Below are 16,965 nucleotides of genomic sequence, written 5' to 3'. Positions count from 1 at the left end.
ATTATTCCCCACTTTGCATTGCTGTATTATTTTTCTTTTGATTCATTTGAACCTGTTGATTTGATGATAACGATTGATTTTGTTGAAGCTGAAATTTTTCATCTATTACTGGTAAGCCCGAAGGTACTTTAGTTGGCATTTGTGGTGTTAAGCTTTCATCCGTTAAGGTACCTAAGAATTCAACGATTAAATCTAACTCATCATCGGTTAAATTTGGCTCTGAAATATGCCAATGTATTAGCATTTCTTCACCTTCTGGTATCGAATTTCCTCGCCCATCGTTATAAAACTTGACCGCATCACGTAAGTTATCGTATCGCCCCGAGTGCATATAAGGAGCTGATTTGGTAATATTTCTTAAGGTTGGTACTTTAAAAGCGCCTCGTAATTTAGGGGCGTTATAAGTTTTTTCAGCACCGATATCTAACTCTCTTCCTGCCGGCTCGGGAGCCCCTATTACTGCAATTTCATTATTGGTAAAAAGCGGAGGCTGATGACATTCTGCGCAACGAGCAACAAAGGACCTAAAGACATTTAAACCCGCTATTTCATTTTTCGTTAATGCTTGATGATAACCATGAGCATACTGATCATAACGGCTATTCAATGAAATCAGGGATGTTTGAAAAGCCGTTAAAGCAGTATAAACCTGAGCTAATTCAACTGTTGGTTGTTGAGGAAATGCCTGTGCAAACATTGCTTGATAATCTTGATTATTTCTTAATGTACTCAGCAGTTGCTCTGGAGTGTTAGCCATTTCGAGGGGATCAAATAACGGCCCCATTGCTTGCTCTTCTAATGAATTCGCTCGTACATCCCAAAAGAATTTATCAACAAACGCGACATTCCATAATGTGGGAGCTGATCGTGCTACCTTTTTTCCGGTAATACCTATGCTTCTATCAAGATCATCACTGAAGCCTTTATCTGGCTGATGACAACTCGCACAAGAAATAGAACCATCTTTTGACAGTGCAGGATCAAAGAATAAATATCGTCCTAAATCGATTTGTGCAGGTGTAAAGCCATCTCGGTGTGCAGGCAAATTGGTACGAGTGCCGCCTAAACCTTTATTTTGTACTGAACTATAAAACTGATATCGCGTTAATAAGCGACAAACACCTTGTTCTGTTAATTCAAAGCTTGGCGGACAATTTTCTGCTAAGACAAAATCACCTTGTTGCGCCGAACTATATGGCGAAATAATAAAACAAAATATTATGAGGAGATAAATAAAAAGTTTATTCATAATAAGTCTAGTTATTTTTGCTGCGCAATAAAATGTAAAATGTCTTCTAATTCTTGCCCTGAAGTTGTTTTTGCCATCATCGCCATTTGACGACCCAGCTTATCTTCAGCGTGAGTTCCTCGAATACCAGTGACAAAATTTTGCATTTGCCGACGTAGATAATCAACACTTTGCCCTGCTAGTTTTGGAGCTTTAAATGATGGGTTACCTTGCGCATTACCACTGTGACAAGCACCACATTTTGCTTGATAATATCGACTACCGTTTTTTAAATCCCCAACAGTATCTTTAGGCTGACTGATACTAGGTAAAGATTCGATATACTTTGATAATACAGGAACATCTTTGTCCTTATCTAACGACTGGCTAAAGGCAAGCATTTGTTTACCTAAGGTATCTTTTTCATGAGAGCCTCGTATACCTGAACTAAAATTGTTTAATTGTCTGGCAATATACTCGGCTGACTGCCCTGCAAGAACAGGTGCTTTTAATAACTCATTGCCTTGACCTTTATTGCCATGACACGTTGCACACTGTGTATACATTTGCACAGCGTCGTTGGCATTAGTATGTGCAGAATAAACAAACAACAAACCCGCGATAATTAATCCGGTAAATTTATAGTTAAAAGCAACATTAATTTTGAGCATAGATACACTTCATCAAACTATAGATAGTTTCACTATAGTGTGAGCAAGTATAATTTGCTGACGAATTTTAAAAAAAAGCTGACGAATTATAAAAATTAACTAATCGATTTAGTTGATTTATAATTTTATTATTATATTTCAACAGATTACGACTTAACTTTATAAAACCTTAATCGGGTAAATTCTGCTTTCTAAATTCAGTTGGAGTCATTCCATGAGTGTTTTTAAAGGCTTTATTAAAAGAACTTAAGCTTCTAAAGCCACTTTCTAACGCTAACGTCAACACGGGTAAATGACTGAATGAAGGTGAAACTAAACTCTCTGTCACTTCTTTGATGCGATAATAATTTAAAAAATCATTAAAGTTACGATAATTTAATTCACCATTGATCAAGTTACGCAGTTTGTATTCATGTATTGCTAAATGTTTAGCTAAGCCAGAAATAGTCATTCCGTCTTGCTGATATAATTTGTCCTTCTCCATCGATTCAATAATTTTAGTTAATTCTAAAGAAGCTTTTTGTTCAGGTAGTGTTGACTTTATTTTGGTTGGATTATCGCCAACAGCTTCAAATAAACTTGATTCTCGTAATTGAAATAAAAAGAAGTTTACTCCAGTGACCAAAATAGCCAGTAATAAACTCGAAATAACTTCCAATGGTGGCCAATCAATTTTGAGCAATTGTTCCAGAATCATCACTAAAATAATGTATAAAGACGATACTGCAATGACACTTCCTCGGATATATCGCCTTTCTTGCACTAAATCACCACGCCAATGTTTGATAGATATAATTAACGCATGTGATATTAAAACTAATTCTAATAACAACGCACCATAGGTGATCAAACCATACAATCCTTCATGATCTTTTAGGGTGACAGAAAAAATCATTTGAATTAATGTTGCCGTTAACGGAACAACTAAAGTTAAGGAAGCGACAATATATTGCCACCGTTTCAAAACAATATGATCGCCAAAAACACTTAAACTAACTAGCCAGAACACTCCCGGTAATGCATTGCCACCGGTTCTACCTAACCACCAAAGAATTGACCCATTTTCTATCGGTGAAAATAACGCACTTAATAAATAACCTGAGCCACAAAGCATCAATAAAATATAAAGTGTAATTGAAGAATTTTGTTTTCGAAGTGGAAATAACAACAAAGCACACATTAACATTTGTGCAAAAGCAATATGAGAGAAAAATTCAGCCATGAGAAAATTGTGGTCGGATGTCAAAAACTTACACCATAATAAACACAAAAAATAAAAATTAATAGTCGCTTTATTTTATGATGTTGGTTTAAAAATAATGATTGTTTTGCTGTTCGAATTGTTTTTCGGATACAACGCTTTGCTGACACTATGCTAAACAAAAAAACCAACATCATTTAATGTTGGTTTTTTAGCTTAATCATTCAAGGCTTTTATTAAAATGAATATTTAATATCTATACCGGTTTCCATCCCTTTATTAACACTGGTATATCCTGTACCTAAGATATCTTTTGTACGACCACCTGGAAATCCAGTATAACGATTATCTAATAGGTTTTTACCCCATAAGCCAATTTCAATGGTTTCGTCATCATTAAGCCATGAGATACGTGCATTTAGTAGTTTTGTATCATCAAAATAATGGGGGATATCATTTACCCACTCGTCATTTCCAATTTCTAAGCCTCGCGCATTTTCTCTAAAAACATAATCAACATGAACAACGGCATAACCCGTGCTAATATCTGGCTCCCAATCTAACATTAAGGTATATGACGTGTTTGAATCATTCGCTTCAGTGCCTTCTTCAATTAAAGTACCTGAATCGTTATAGAAAGCTTCGGTACTAGAATCAATTTGGCGTACTTCAGTCACAAAACCCGTTGATAATGTATCTGTCATTTGCCAATTCATTGAAAGTTCAAAGCCATCAATTGTCATATCTTGGTTTACGATGGTTGGCAATGCTTGGCTTTGTCCAGGAGGCTTAGAGTTAATACTGACTTGTCTATCATCTAAGACATTATGATAAAGTGAAAAGGTCGTGATAATATCTTCAAAAACTATCCCTTTATAACCAAATTCATAGTTAACAGACTCTTCTGGAGCAAAGGCAACATCTACAATTTCACCAGTATTTGGGTCGATAATAATTGAACCATCACTTTCACTATGTGGTGAATTAAGTGAATCAAATCCCCCCGCTTTATAACCAGTTGCAACCGAGGCAAAAATCATATGATCATCATTAATTATATAGCCAGCACCTAAACGACCAGTGGTTTTATTCCATGTTTTTGACTGCCACAATTGTTCACGAGCGGGGAATAAAATATTACTAACTCCAGGGCGAACTTGCGCAAATTGTGTTTCGGACACTTGCCATGAAAAATCTTTTTCATCTTCTGAGTAACGAAGGCCAAAAAATACGTTCCATTTATCTGACAATTGAAAATCAAAATCTGAATAAATCCCGTAACTAATAAACTCACCATTGTTAATGAAATTTTCAGACCACATTTGATTGGCATAGCTTGGGCCAAATATTTCAGCAATACCCATTTGTTGTGCCACAATATCGTATGTAGCATCACCGGTTAACGACACAATATCAGCTGTAAGAGGTGTGCCTGGTGGTACTACACCAATGTACGCAAGGTAATCCATAATATCGCCAGCAGCGCCCATAACATTTAATGTAGCCGCCCATTGCTCTGGATCCCACATATGTTCTAGTGGTAAACCATATTGACTCAATAAAAAGTCGACCGTTTCTTGTGGCACATCGTCAGGGTTAACACCAATTGCGCCCGCAAATTCTTGCCTAACACCTGCAGATAATTGATCATTTAACTGCCCAGAAACTAAACGTGCCGCCGTATCTGTGGTGGTATTAATAAATGTTGTTTGGTGCACTTCTTCTTTAGAGTAAGTAATACCACCTACGTAATTGAAATCTGCACTATTGTAATTTACTTGTAATTCGTTATAGAAAATATTTGAATCTTCATGGTTGTCTGTATCTAAATAACGAGACACTTCTGCAGTGCCGTCTTCATCAATGCGGTTACTAGTTTCCCATTCACGAAAACTAGAAATAAACATCATCGACCATTGATCATTAAACTCATGATTTAATTTAAACGTTGTTGCCGTCATATCACGACTTTCGCCACCGTTAACAACGTCGTTAGCAAAAGTATTGGCAAATGGATCCGTTGGATTTTCAGCATAAGGACTTAAACCAATTGCAGCCCCAGGCGCTTGATCTAACTTGTCCCAATCATAAGACAATTGAACATTCGTTCGACTTGAAATATCCCATTTTACAGCAACTCTTGCCGCTTGATGTCCTTTCTCGCCACCATCACCAGAATTTTTACTGTTAAGTGGCGATTGAGCTACATTTTTAATGTAGCCATCTTGCTTATTTGATAAGCCATTCATACGCACATAAACACTATCGGAGATAGCAAAGTTAAACATCCCTTCAATGCGTTGCATACTATCAGAGCCGAACGTCCCTTTAATAAAACCGTAAGTATCATCTTCAGGGGCATTTGGGATCATATTTACCACTCCCATTGCGGCATTTTTACCAAAAAGCGTACCTTGAGGCCCTTTTAGCACTTCAACGCGTTGCATATCTGAAAATAAAACGTTTTGCGCAGCTCTTGGCATATAAACGCCATCAAAAAATGTCGCCGTTGAAGGATCTCCACCAACACTAATATTAGGGCTTGAAACGCCACGCATCGTTACACCAGCTTGGGTAACATCTCCACCACTAAAATCAAAACCCGGAATGAATTTATCAATATCATCAAGCATTACTGAGCCTGACTGCTTAATAGTCTCCTCTGAAACACTGTCAACAGTTACCGGTACTTTCATAATATTCTGCACACGCTTCTGTGCAGTTACTGTCATAACCTCAACTTCTTCTTCAGCGATTTCTTCAGCCGCATTAACTAAGAGTGGAGCAATAAGTAAAGATGAAATGATTGCTTGAGCCACTTTGCTTTTTTTGCGTGGCAAATGGGTAATTCTATTTTGGTAGCCTTGCGACATTTTGCTCTCCCCGAACGTTTTAAAATTTGATTATTTTTTATTCGTAATTTTTTTTTAATTATTGACTAACATAAAATACTATATTGATACATTCTAATTAAAGCTTACGAAAAGTTTAAAAACACTGACGAAATCTTGAAATTCACTAAGTTATTCTTAAAAATAGCGTATAAATATTTATTATCCAGATGATTTACTTTATCTTTTTGTTTTTATCTCTTTAAAAAAACACTAATTTATTTTTTAAGGGTTTTAATCTTTTTTTCAAAAAATCATTATTAAATTTGTTATTGATGTCTGATTTTCGCCAGTAAATTTATAAAACTCCGGTAAGGTAGATAACTATTAAAAGGCAAAAAAAGAAACCCAATGCAACGTTCACTTGATGTAAAAACCTGCGAGACCGCAAGACTCAGTAGAGATGCTAGATTTGATGGTAAATTTTTTACAGGAGTGATCACCACAGGTATATTTTGTCGACCTATTTGCCCTGCTCGGCCACCTAAGCCAGAAAATGTACAATACTATTTAAGTGCAGAACAAGCTCAACATGCTGGATTTACACCTTGCAAGCGCTGCTTTCCAGAACAGGCTGCGGTGAAGAATTTACCAATAAAATTAAAAAGAATTATTCAAAGTTTTGATTATAAGTCTGACAATTTAACGACTATTTCAGCAAAATTCGCTATTAGCACTAGGCAATTACAACGACTATTTCAACAGTATTATGGTCTTTCACCTAGCGAATATTTTCAACAACAGAGATTATTACTAGCCAGAAAATTAATTTCCACGACAAAATTAAGCTTAAGCGACATATGTTTTGCAAGTGGTTTTAATAGCGTCAGGCGTTTTAATGAAGCCATCAAAAAAGCGTATCAATGCTCACCTAAGTTATTACGAAAGAGTAAAAACATCATAAAAGACAATGAATGTTTAACCATAAATTTACCGTATCGTCCGCCATTTGATTGGTCAACCATGCTGACTTTTTTCCAAAATAGACAGATAAAGGGTTTAGAAAAAGTCACAAGTAATAGCTATCAACGTAGTATTTCAATTGATAAGTGCACTGGATGGTTAGTAATTACTCACCACCCTAAAAAACCAGCATTAACGATGAAAATAGTATTGTCGGATTACAGTTACTTAAGTAATGTTATCAATCGAATCAGGCGAATGTTTGATTTAGACGCCGATATGGACTTAATCCACCAGCAACTTTCTCAACATCCTTTATTGAAAAAAATAATAAATCAGCACCAAGGATTAAGATTACCCGGTTGCTGGGATATTTTTGAATTTTCAATTAGGGCGATTTTAGGTCAGCAAATTTCAGTAAAAGGAGCTACCACCCTAGCGAAACGTATTACTGAAAAGTATGGTCAACAATCTCCTGAGTTACCATCAGAAACGCGTTTAATTTTTCCATCTGTTGAAGCCTTGTTAGGCGTTGAATATGAAGGAATAGGGTTAACAAAAACTCGCATAGCCACATTACAGCGTTGGGTTGAATTTTTTGAGTTGCATCATGAAAAAATTGAAAATTATCCATCGCTTGAACGATTAGAAAAGCAGTTATGTGAAATTAAAGGAATAGGTCCTTGGACGGTAAATTATCTTGCGATGCGAGGTTTAAGTGATCCTGATGCATTTCCGAGTGCAGATCTTGGAGTAATTAAAGCGTTATCGAATAATGAGAAAAAAATCAGTAATAAAGAGATTTTACAACTGGCAGAGCAATGGCGACCTTGGCGTGCATATGCCTGCATATATTTATGGCACTCGCTTGCGCATTAAATCTCGCACACTACACGCGTAAAGCAACAATTAGTCAATGAATGATTATTTAAGGAAAACTATGTCTAGTGAAATTTATTACAATATTTACGCCTCGCCTTACGGTGATATTGCCTTAAGCGCGAATAAATGTGGTTTAACGGCGCTTGCTTTTCAATCAGGGGCCGCAGCACTTAAACTTCCTGATGATCACCCAACCAATGATTCATTATTTACCGAAGTACGCCAACAATTAGACGAGTATTTTTCAGGAGAAAGATCAAGCTTTGATGTTGCGCTTGCCCCTCAAGGCACACCATTTCAACAAAAAGTATGGCAAGCATTAACCACTATTAAACAAGGCGAAACTAAAAGCTATGCATGGCTTGCGGAAAAAATTAATAACAAAAAGGCCGTTCGCGCGGTTGGTACGGCAAACGGCGCTAATCCTATCGCGTTAATCATTCCTTGTCATCGAGTAATCGGTAGTAATGGCAAACTCACAGGCTATGCTGGTGGGTTAGCGTTAAAAGCTAAATTGTTGATGCATGAAAATGCGCAATTTAAAATTTAATATCCTTTATGGTGAATTTCTTTTAACATCACCGAAAAATTTATTTAAGGGGTTCTTTTGGAAATTCTGGTTATTTTAGCTGTTGGGCTACTGCTCTGGATGGCATGGCAATTATATCGGGCGAAACAATTTACGCAGTTTAAACAATTCATTGAAACTGAACTAAAACCAAAAATTATCGAGTATTTAAAAAACGAGTTAATCGAAAACAGAAGTGAATTATTTCCAAACTCTGATTGCCATATTCAAGCGACTATTGATTATTGGTGCCGATATAAAGTGAGAATTTTACAATTTGCTTTATCAAAAGAAATTATTACTAAGCAATGGTTGATAGAAACAGGAAATACGCGCAATAGTCAGCATTTATTTCATATAGAGCAATCATTCATCCATTAAAAAAGGTGAATGGCATATATGACATTCACCTTTTATAGTCGATATTTTTTATAATCTACAGAAAAGTTTATTACTCAAGGTTATTTTGTAGGTTAGTCAATTCGCTGAAATTGTAAATCCCAAACACCATGTCCTAAACGCTGACCTCGGTTTTCGAACTTAGTTAATGGTCGTGAATCTGGACGAGGCACATAATCATTGTTTTCTGACAAGTTTTTATAACCTGCTGAAGCTTGCATATCTTCAAGCATACACTCAGCATAATTTTCCCAGTCTGTAGCCATATGAAACACCCCACCAATTTTTAGCTTTTGACGAATAGTTTCAACAAATTCAGGTGAAACAATACGACGTTTATGGTGTTTCTTTTTATGCCAAGGATCTGGAAAAAATAATTGCACTGTAGTGATTGAGGCATCAGGTATGCAATCCGCTAAAATCTCAATAGCATCGTGTTCATAAACTCTTAAGTTTTTAATGCCTTCTTCTTGAGCTAAAGCAATACAAGCACCCACGCCAGGTTTATGTACTTCAATGCCAATAAAGTTTAACTCTGGCGCGTTTTTCGCCATTTCAACTAAAGATTTCCCCATACCAAAACCAATTTCTAATACCACAGGATTTTCATTATTAAAGACTACACTAGGGTTAATAACCTTTTTATTATGATCTAATCCCATGGTATCCCAGTGTAATTCAAGAGCTCTGGCTTGTGCATTAGTTAAACGCCCTTCTCGTTTAACAAAACTACGTACTTTACGAATATATTTGCCTTCTTGTTCGGCTTGTTCGATAGTTTTATGGGTTCTTTCAGTCATAATTGTTTTCTACAGAATATTAAGGGCGCGTATTATCTAACGTTCACAAGATAAACTCAATTAGCACTACAACTTTTCTTTAAGTAATTCGATAAATCTTCAATCATAGTCAATACTACAAATTGATATATCTAAAGTTTATCGGTTTTTTAACGATAAAGTTAATGTATTAAAAAGAATAATAACCTAGCCATTGGAAAATCATCTATATGAATATTAGCAATTGGTTCACTAACCGCTCCATAAGACAAACCCTTATTGCCGTAATCACTACTTCGCTAATCACTTTATCGATATTTAGTTTAGCGCTAAATAATTTTATTTTTAGTAATGTATTTCAGCATAATATTGAACAAGATTTATTACCTAATCAATTGGCTAAAGTTGAATCTAGGATCAGAGAACAGCTAAGTACCCCGATTGAATTATCTAAAGGCATCGCACAGAATAAATTTTTATTAGATTGGGCTGTGGCGGGAGAGTCTGAAAATGGGCAAGGTCAACTCATTGATTATTTAGAGAATCTTAGAAAAGAAAACAACGCATTTACCGTCTATTGGGTGTCTAATATAAGCCAAAATTATTACACTCAAACAGGAATTTCACGACAAGTCACACCTCAAGATGATGCTTGGTTCTATCAATTTTTAAAAACCGATAAACCGTATGAAATTTCTTTTGATATTGAAAAAGGCACCACAAAGTTAACTGCATTTATTAATTATCGAGTGAGACATCAAGGAGAAGACATTGCCATCGCCGGTTTTGGTTACCCCGTAGATGAAATCAGTAAAAGTATTTTACGCAATAAAGTAGGTGAACAGGGCTATGTATTTGTTACCGATAATCAAGGTAACGTGCTTATACATCCGCAACTTTCTTCTTTAAATAATCAAAAATTATCGCAACTAAATGGTTTTTCTCAAGTTTCTAATAAATTACTTAGCTCAAATTCTGGCTATGTTTATGACGATGTAACTTATAATGATGAAGACTTTTATGTTGCAAGTGTTGGTTTACCTGAGCTCAATTGGAAAATAGTTGCCATGCTCCCCAAAGCAGAGCCTTTATCAAAAATTCATTCTGCCTTAGCACAAACCGCCCTATTAAATGCCGTTATAGTAGCCATTTTTATTTTCTTAATGGTCATTCTAGCCAACCGTATTACAAAACCTATTTTAAATATCGGTGAACGTTTACTTGCCATGGCAGGTAAAGGGGGGGATTTAACTCACACGCTTGAGGAAAAAGGTAACGATGAATTAGCGTTATTGGCAAAAGGTTTTAACGCTATTATCGGCAAAGTAAAAGAGATAATGGTTGAGATAAAACAGAATGAAAAAGTCATGTCTGCATCCTTTGAACAACTGAGTGCAATGGCAGCTAAAGTCAATTCTTTAGTGGCTGATCAACAAATAGAGTCAGATTCTGTGGCTACTGCTACCAATGAAATGAGTCATAGTATTCAAGAAGTTAGTGAACTTGCCACAAGTACCGCTTCGAAAACTGAAAAATCAGAAGAGCAAATCAATACATCTAATCATCGAGTTGATGACTCAAGTAATGTTATGCAACAGCTACAAGAAAGTAACCGCATAACACAAGAAAAAATTGTAAGTTTAGCCGAACAAACACAAATGATAAGTTCAGTTGTAGATACTATTAGTAGTATTTCAGAACAAACCAATTTACTTGCCCTAAATGCGGCTATTGAAGCAGCAAGAGCGGGTGAACAAGGCAGAGGCTTTGCGGTTGTTGCTGATGAGGTAAGAACACTTGCCGGAAGGACACAAAGCTCTACTCAAGAAATAAATGATGTGATAAAACGCTTGCAAACACAGGCAAATGAAACAGTTACCGCCATGGAAGAAAATACTGAACTTGCCAGTGAAGGGTTAAATAAAACCAACGAAGCTAAAGATGTACTCAGTGAAGTAGTTGGAGAAATTAATGAAATCACCACCATGAACGTACAAGTAGCTACAGCGACTCAAGAGCAATCGAGTGTGATCAATGAGCTTAATCAAAATGTCACTAAAATCGCTGATATGGCTGTTGAAATATCAAACTTATCGGACAATACTGCCGCAATCATGAATGAGCTTAACCAGCAAAAACAACAATTAGAAAATCTTGTATCACAGTTTAAAACTGAATAAGAAGGATAAAAAGCGCTTATGAAATATTTAACTACCGCCTTAATATTGCTTACCTCAATAACGAGTTCAGCCGAAACACTGTGGAGCGATATTAGTGCGACTTTACTCAAAGGCGATAATTATCAATTAGGCGATAATAACCGGACTGTATTTACCTTTGAACATGCGGGCGGATATAGTTGGGGAGACAGTTTTTTATTTATTGATCGTTTACAATCTGCAAATGGAGACAAAGAAACCTATGCTGAAGTTTCACCTAGGTTTCAGCTTTCCCAATATCAAAATGACCTATTTAAAAACATTTACTTTGCCACTACCGCTGAAATTGGTGATGGTTTCACCCATTATTTAATGGGAGTTGGCACAAACTTAAAGATACCTCATTTTACTTATTTTAATTTGAATCTATACCATAGAAATAACGATTCTGGCGATAATGGACAGCAAGTAACTGTTACTTGGCAAATACCTATTGCAGGATTAACTTACGATGGTTTTCTTGATTATGTACCGTCAAACGATGATAACACCACCAGCTATAACTTTACTTCACAATTAAAATACAATATTGCTGATGTCTTCAACATTAAAACCAAAGTTTATGTTGGGGTTGAGTATGTTTATTGGCACAACAAATACGGTATAAATAATATTGATGAGAAAAACATGAACTTACTGCTGAAATATCACTTTTAGTGATCATTTAAATTCACTGTTAAAAAGCATCAAATCAACGTTTAAAACAAAAGCTAAGTATTCATTTGCTTAGCTTTTGTCTTTTCTGAGCAAAAAGTGGTTACTATTGAGCCCACCAAACATCATAAAGCTCACTTACAGAAACGGCAGTAGCACCATTGTCCTTTAACCACTTTTCGACGATATTTCTGTGTTCATCAGTACATTTGCCAATTTGTTGCGTGCAAATCAAACCATGCCAAATTAAATCACCTTCACCACCAAAACCTAGCTCGTTAGGATCAATCACTTCATCAAAAAAACGATTTAAAAAAGTATCAATCGCCTCTGAATCTGTATCGTCAGCAAACTTCCACGCAACATCAAAACCTAACTCTTGAAATTCATCTACGCGAAGTTTCTTTCTTAAACGTTGGCTTCTGTTTTTTGCTTCAAATTTCATAATTGCTCTCATAAATAAAGGGATTCATTAACTTGGCGAGAATATAGTGATAAAACGGCTAATTTGCCAATACTTTCTCAAATTATCATCTATTGATAATGATTGTTTCAATAAATGCTTTTCGCTAGACTGTCGCGACTATGACACAAATCACACAAATATCTGCTGCATCAGCAGAAAAATTCAGCCAGCAAATCCTTTCTTGGTACGATAAACAAGGAAGAAAGCATTTTCCATGGCAACAAAATAAAACGCCTTATCGGGTTTGGATATCCGAAATAATGTTACAACAAACACAAGTAACAACCGTTATTCCCTATTACCAACGATTTATGGCCAGCTTTCCTACTATTATTGATTTAGCCAATGCTGATGAAGACACGGTACTGCATCATTGGACAGGACTCGGATATTACGCACGCGCAAGAAACCTACATAAAACAGCAAAAATAATACGTGATAAATATCAAGGTGAATTTCCAGAGAACATTGAGGATGTGATTGCACTTGCCGGCATTGGTCGTTCAACTGCCGGTGCAATTTTAAGTTTGGCATTAAAAAAACATCACCCGATATTAGACGGTAATGTTAAACGGGTATTATCACGTTTTTACACTATTGATGGCTATAACGGCCAAAGTAAATTTGAAAAAGCCTTGTGGCCTATTGCGGAACAATTAACGCCGGTAAAAGGAGTAGAGAAATACAATCAAGCCATGATGGACATTGGTGCTACGGTTTGTACACGAACGAAACCTTTATGTGAGCAATGCCCAATCCAAAAAAATTGTTTTGCCTTTGCCGGGAATGTACAAGCGAATTATCCACAGAAAAAGCCAAAGAAGACCACGCCTGTTAAATCAACCATAATGGTAATTGCTCGCCTTGAGAATAAAGTTCTTATGGAAAAAAGACCCCCTGCAGGGATTTGGGGAGGTTTATGGTGTTTTTTTGAAGTCGATGATCACAGCGAAATTGCCCCACTACTCGCGACCAAACAATTAACGATAAGCCAAACAACATTATTGGAAAGCTTTAGACATACCTTTAGTCACTTTCATTTAGATATTACCCCGGTACTTGTTGATTGCCAGCAATCATTATCGAAAGAAATACACGATGTTAAACAACAAAAGTGGTATGATCTAACCACTGAAGCATCGGTGGGATTAGCTGCTTCTACCAGTAAATTAATTGAACAAGTTCAGCAACAACCTATTTATTAAATGGAACAAAAAATGAGTCACACAGTATTTTGCCAAAAATTACAGAAAGAAGCCGAAGGTTTAAGATTTCAACTTTATCCTGGCGAGGTAGGCAAACGAATTTATGACAATATTTGTCAAGAAGCTTGGACCGACTGGCAAAAAAAACAAACCATGTTAATTAACGAACATAAAATGAACATGATGAACCCAGATGATCGCGCTATTTTAGAGAAAAGTATGGTCGATTATTTATTTAATAACATTGAACCAAATATTGAAGGCTACGTACCAGAGTCAAAATAATGGAGTTTTCAATCGATTGGCGAATATTTTTAACCATATTCGTCTCAGTGTTTATTGCTGAACTTGGCGATAAAACCCAGCTTGCAACTATGCTATTTGCGGCTGACAAAGCCGTGAGTAAATGGACCGTTTTTTTTGCTGCTTCCGCCGCTTTAGTACTTGCCAGTGCCATGGGTGTTTTAGTGGGTACTTTTCTATCCGAATATATTAACGAGAAAGTATTATCTTATATCGCAGGCGCTGGATTCATCGTCATAGGCCTGTACACTTTATATACGGCATAATTACGTTTGAGCTTTAATTCGATTTATAAAGCAACAAACAGTAGAAAAAAACGTCAAACAAGCGGTTTTTAAAAAAAAAGGGTTGACTGGGAAAAAGAAAAACAGTCTAATAGCGCCCGTCTTCAAGGCAAAGCCAAAAAGACATGTACAAAGATAGTATTTAGTATTATCAATGTGCCTCGATAGCTCAGTCGGTAGAGCAGAGGATTGAAAATCCTCGTGTCCCTGGTTCGATTCCGGGTCGAGGCACCATCATTTAGAACAAGTGTTCTGTTATTCAACAAACATTCGTTCGGTGCCAAGGTAAATCATTCATAAGAATAGTTTATCGCACACAAAGCTTTGTGTGCCGACTTAGCTCAGTTGGTAGAGCAACTGACTTGTAATCAGTAGGTCGCCAGTTCGACTCCGGCAGTCGGCACCATTCATTCAAGCCCTAACTTCGGTTAGGGCTTTTTTGTATCTATCGTTTGGTTAAATTCTCAATCTATTTTCACTCACACCAATATTTCACCTACCCTGCATAACTCGTGGTGTATACGTCAACGAGTTATTTATTTCGTGTTATTGATAGGCACAATATCCAACCTATTTTGAACAAACACCATTAGGGCGAATTGGGTTTTAGGGTATATTCATCAAGATATTATTGTTTTTCAGGTGATTATTACGGTGAAAAAAGGATTTAATCCGTTGCTTAGGGTATACGGGTTGAAGTACAGCCCACTATAACTGCGGGTGTAATTTATTCGGGTAAATTAATTGATGGTGTAAATATCCGAACTGAGTATTGCACCAGTAATAGCCGTTGGTTTTTACCTTCTTTTACATTACTATCTGTTAACTATTAAAAGGAGGTGGTATGTTAATTTGGTTTCTAGGAATATTTTTACTCTCTTTACTCTTCGTGTCGCTATTAATCCGACGAAATAGCAAAGATACGTATGTATCAATTAAAAAACACTTCAAGTTTTCGTTTCTAAAATTAATTTTATGGATTCAATCTAACAAAGCTAGCACCGCTATAGTGGTTCTCTGTATATATGGTTCATTTTTACTAATCTGGGGGATAAGAGATGGAATATATTTAACTGAATACTCTTGGATTCAGGATATATTTAATGTCAAACAAACAAAGAATCCTATAAATCAATACGATCAATCCTTTTATGCTTCCGCTTCTCAAGATTTTTTCTTTTTCTTTTTAGTAGGTATTAGTATTACAACTCTATTTTCTATTGCCCCCAAAGATATGCACATAGAGAATAAGATTAATACTTTTTTCCCTGAAATCCAACATAACTCAGCTTTAATGAAAGAGTTAATTGTTAGGTTTAACGAACACTCTTGTATTACCCATAATGCAACCAAAGAAGTGACAGTAAAAAAAATTGATAACGATTTCATAAAGCTATCGATTCACTCTGAATTTGATGTTATTAACATGCATAACAATATATCTATAGATGGTGAGTTTGGTGACTTTAGATTGTTTACAGATGATAGTATTTGGGAATCAAAATATAAATCAGAGTGGGGTGAGATATCACGATTTGAAATTAAGTATGATAAATCAGAGAAGAAAGAGCGAATTTCTGAAGTGACTATCCTTGATCAAAAAAAACCTTTTAAAAAAAATTATATTATTAATTTAGACCATGACGAAACAGCAACAGTAATTATAATCTACGAATTATGGATTGATATTAAAGAAGAATTAGAACTTGAGACTTCTTTTTTTACGAAAAACTATGATTTAATTATAAATAATGCTGTTAAAGATGTTCCTCTAAAGGTTAAAGTTAAGCGTTGTGACAGAAAATTAGCTAATCAAGAAATAACTTCAGCCGATAAAGAGTACGAAATTAGTAAATTTAATAATAAAAACTATCAAGAGCTAAGAGTAAATAGAGATATGGTAAAAGTATTATTTCTAAAGTAAGACTATAATTATATAGTGGTGTTTTGATGTTGGTAATTCTTATGTTAAAATGCCTTTGTTAATATTAAATAGGAGATTGTAATGAAAAACAGTGGTTCTCAAGGGTAATCCCCCTTTAAAATAAAGTAATTTTTTATTACTCATTAAATTGATCAATTACCGCTTTCATTTTCTCAGCCACCTGATTCTTTTCCAGATGTCCATAGCATAATGTAGATGCTATATTAGAAAGCACTAGAATATGTGCAGTTTCTTGTACCATCATACCATTTTGTACTAACCTACTGGCACAGGTATGGTAAAAACCATGTAAACGAAAATCTTCAATACCAGCATTTTCAATTACACGGCGAATTGCAAGGGTTGAATGCTTAGGTGGGTTATTTCA

At 35.7% G+C, this 16,965-nt stretch carries 16 protein-coding genes and 2 tRNA genes; 11 read left to right on the top strand and 7 right to left on the bottom strand.

All coding sequences use genetic code 11. The annotated features are described in order from the left end of the window. Position 1: 1 nt before the first annotated feature. The 4 genes from RM573_RS08225 to RM573_RS08210 form a co-directional block, all read right to left on the bottom strand. Positions 2-1,249 (bottom strand): cytochrome-c peroxidase, encoded by a 1,248-nt coding sequence (locus RM573_RS08225; protein WP_311579986.1) that lies wholly within the window; start codon positions 1,247-1,249, stop codon positions 2-4. Between the two features lie 11 nt (positions 1,250-1,260). Next, complete coding sequence (locus tag RM573_RS08220; RefSeq protein WP_311579983.1) at positions 1,261-1,899, bottom strand: c-type cytochrome; 639 nt, start codon at positions 1,897-1,899, stop codon at positions 1,261-1,263. A 169-nt stretch (positions 1,900-2,068) separates the two neighbouring features. Continuing rightward, positions 2,069-3,145 (bottom strand): AraC family transcriptional regulator, encoded by a 1,077-nt coding sequence (locus tag RM573_RS08215; RefSeq protein ID WP_311579980.1) that lies wholly within the window; start codon positions 3,143-3,145, stop codon positions 2,069-2,071. A gap of 191 nt (positions 3,146-3,336) precedes the next feature. Then, positions 3,337-5,973, bottom strand: coding sequence for a TonB-dependent receptor (locus RM573_RS08210; protein WP_311579977.1), 2,637 nt, complete (start codon positions 5,971-5,973; stop codon positions 3,337-3,339). Positions 5,974-6,342: 369 nt separating this feature from the next. Between RM573_RS08210 and RM573_RS08205 the strand changes: the two genes are divergently transcribed. The 3 genes from RM573_RS08205 to RM573_RS08195 all read left to right on the top strand — a co-directional run bounded on the left by RM573_RS08205 (position 6,343) and on the right by RM573_RS08195 (position 8,725). Continuing rightward, complete coding sequence (locus tag RM573_RS08205; protein WP_311579974.1) at positions 6,343-7,773, top strand: DNA-3-methyladenine glycosylase 2 family protein; 1,431 nt, start codon at positions 6,343-6,345, stop codon at positions 7,771-7,773. Between the two features lie 61 nt (positions 7,774-7,834). Then, a complete protein-coding gene (locus RM573_RS08200) occupies positions 7,835-8,326 on the top strand; it encodes a methylated-DNA--[protein]-cysteine S-methyltransferase (RefSeq protein ID WP_311579970.1) in 492 nt (163 codons plus the stop codon). Positions 8,327-8,383: 57 nt separating this feature from the next. After that, complete coding sequence (locus RM573_RS08195; protein WP_311579967.1) at positions 8,384-8,725, top strand: hypothetical protein; 342 nt, start codon at positions 8,384-8,386, stop codon at positions 8,723-8,725. Between the two features lie 92 nt (positions 8,726-8,817). Here RM573_RS08195 and trmB read toward each other — a convergent pair whose 3' ends face one another. Further along, positions 8,818-9,543 (bottom strand): tRNA (guanosine(46)-N7)-methyltransferase TrmB, encoded by a 726-nt coding sequence (trmB, locus tag RM573_RS08190; RefSeq protein WP_311579963.1) that lies wholly within the window; start codon positions 9,541-9,543, stop codon positions 8,818-8,820. 209 nt (positions 9,544-9,752) lie between these two features. Here trmB and RM573_RS08185 point away from each other — a divergent pair, with 209 nt between their 5' ends. Beyond that, positions 9,753-11,702, top strand: coding sequence for a methyl-accepting chemotaxis protein (locus RM573_RS08185; RefSeq protein ID WP_311579960.1), 1,950 nt, complete (start codon positions 9,753-9,755; stop codon positions 11,700-11,702). A gap of 18 nt (positions 11,703-11,720) precedes the next feature. Then, entirely contained in the window at positions 11,721-12,398 is a 678-nt protein-coding gene (locus tag RM573_RS08180; RefSeq protein WP_311579956.1) for a nucleoside-binding protein, read from the top strand. Between the two features lie 103 nt (positions 12,399-12,501). Here the strand turns inward: RM573_RS08180 and RM573_RS08175 are convergent, their stop codons facing one another. After that, positions 12,502-12,840: a YggL family protein gene (locus tag RM573_RS08175; RefSeq protein WP_311579953.1), complete on the bottom strand. Its 339-nt coding sequence runs from the start codon at positions 12,838-12,840 to the stop codon at positions 12,502-12,504. 140 nt (positions 12,841-12,980) lie between these two features. Here RM573_RS08175 and mutY point away from each other — a divergent pair, with 140 nt between their 5' ends. The 6 genes from mutY to RM573_RS08145 all read left to right on the top strand — a co-directional run bounded on the left by mutY (position 12,981) and on the right by RM573_RS08145 (position 16,577). After that, positions 12,981-14,066: an A/G-specific adenine glycosylase gene (gene mutY, locus RM573_RS08170; protein ID WP_311579950.1), complete on the top strand. Its 1,086-nt coding sequence runs from the start codon at positions 12,981-12,983 to the stop codon at positions 14,064-14,066. Positions 14,067-14,078: 12 nt separating this feature from the next. Further along, entirely contained in the window at positions 14,079-14,351 is a 273-nt protein-coding gene (locus tag RM573_RS08165; protein WP_311579947.1) for an oxidative damage protection protein, read from the top strand. Then, a complete protein-coding gene (locus tag RM573_RS08160) occupies positions 14,351-14,635 on the top strand; it encodes a TMEM165/GDT1 family protein (protein ID WP_303453191.1) in 285 nt (94 codons plus the stop codon). Before RM573_RS08165 ends, RM573_RS08160 begins: the two co-directional genes overlap by 1 nt. 176 nt (positions 14,636-14,811) lie before the next feature. Then, a tRNA-Phe gene (locus tag RM573_RS08155) sits at positions 14,812-14,887 on the top strand. 96 nt (positions 14,888-14,983) lie between these two features. Further along, a tRNA-Thr gene (locus RM573_RS08150) sits at positions 14,984-15,059 on the top strand. A 438-nt stretch (positions 15,060-15,497) separates the two neighbouring features. After that, on the top strand, positions 15,498-16,577 hold the full coding sequence (locus tag RM573_RS08145) for a hypothetical protein (RefSeq protein WP_311579943.1): 1,080 nt from the start codon (positions 15,498-15,500) through the stop codon (positions 16,575-16,577). A gap of 136 nt (positions 16,578-16,713) precedes the next feature. Here RM573_RS08145 and RM573_RS17515 read toward each other — a convergent pair whose 3' ends face one another. Continuing rightward, on the bottom strand, positions 16,714-16,932 hold the full coding sequence (locus RM573_RS17515; protein WP_432280229.1) for a tyrosine-type recombinase/integrase: 219 nt from the start codon (positions 16,930-16,932) through the stop codon (positions 16,714-16,716). Positions 16,933-16,965: the final 33 nt, after the last annotated feature.

Origin of the sequence: Thalassotalea castellviae (assembly GCF_031846185.1) — a bacterium.
GTDB classification, from domain to species: Bacteria; Pseudomonadota; Gammaproteobacteria; order Enterobacterales; family Alteromonadaceae; genus Thalassotalea_H; species Thalassotalea_H castellviae.
This window is presented reverse-complemented; position numbering and strand designations above follow the sequence as displayed.

What these genes read in the sequence shown, in the direction of transcription:
- RM573_RS08225 (WP_311579986.1), bottom strand. Translation starts at nt 1,249, where the DNA reads ATGAATAAACTTTTTATTTATCTCCTCATAATATTTTGTTTTATTATT.
- RM573_RS08220 (WP_311579983.1), bottom strand. Translation starts at nt 1,899, where the DNA reads ATGCTCAAAATTAATGTTGCTTTTAACTATAAATTTACCGGATTAATT.
- RM573_RS08210 (WP_311579977.1), bottom strand. Translation starts at nt 5,973, where the DNA reads ATGTCGCAAGGCTACCAAAATAGAATTACCCATTTGCCACGCAAAAAA.
- RM573_RS08205 (WP_311579974.1), top strand. Translation starts at nt 6,343, where the DNA reads ATGCAACGTTCACTTGATGTAAAAACCTGCGAGACCGCAAGACTCAGT.
- RM573_RS08200 (WP_311579970.1), top strand. Translation starts at nt 7,835, where the DNA reads ATGTCTAGTGAAATTTATTACAATATTTACGCCTCGCCTTACGGTGAT.
- trmB (WP_311579963.1), bottom strand. Translation starts at nt 9,543, where the DNA reads ATGACTGAAAGAACCCATAAAACTATCGAACAAGCCGAACAAGAAGGC.
- RM573_RS08185 (WP_311579960.1), top strand. Translation starts at nt 9,753, where the DNA reads ATGAATATTAGCAATTGGTTCACTAACCGCTCCATAAGACAAACCCTT.
- RM573_RS08180 (WP_311579956.1), top strand. Translation starts at nt 11,721, where the DNA reads ATGAAATATTTAACTACCGCCTTAATATTGCTTACCTCAATAACGAGT.
- RM573_RS08175 (WP_311579953.1), bottom strand. Translation starts at nt 12,840, where the DNA reads ATGAAATTTGAAGCAAAAAACAGAAGCCAACGTTTAAGAAAGAAACTT.
- mutY (WP_311579950.1), top strand. Translation starts at nt 12,981, where the DNA reads ATGACACAAATCACACAAATATCTGCTGCATCAGCAGAAAAATTCAGC.
- RM573_RS08165 (WP_311579947.1), top strand. Translation starts at nt 14,079, where the DNA reads ATGAGTCACACAGTATTTTGCCAAAAATTACAGAAAGAAGCCGAAGGT.
- RM573_RS08160 (WP_303453191.1), top strand. Translation starts at nt 14,351, where the DNA reads ATGGAGTTTTCAATCGATTGGCGAATATTTTTAACCATATTCGTCTCA.
- RM573_RS08145 (WP_311579943.1), top strand. Translation starts at nt 15,498, where the DNA reads ATGTTAATTTGGTTTCTAGGAATATTTTTACTCTCTTTACTCTTCGTG.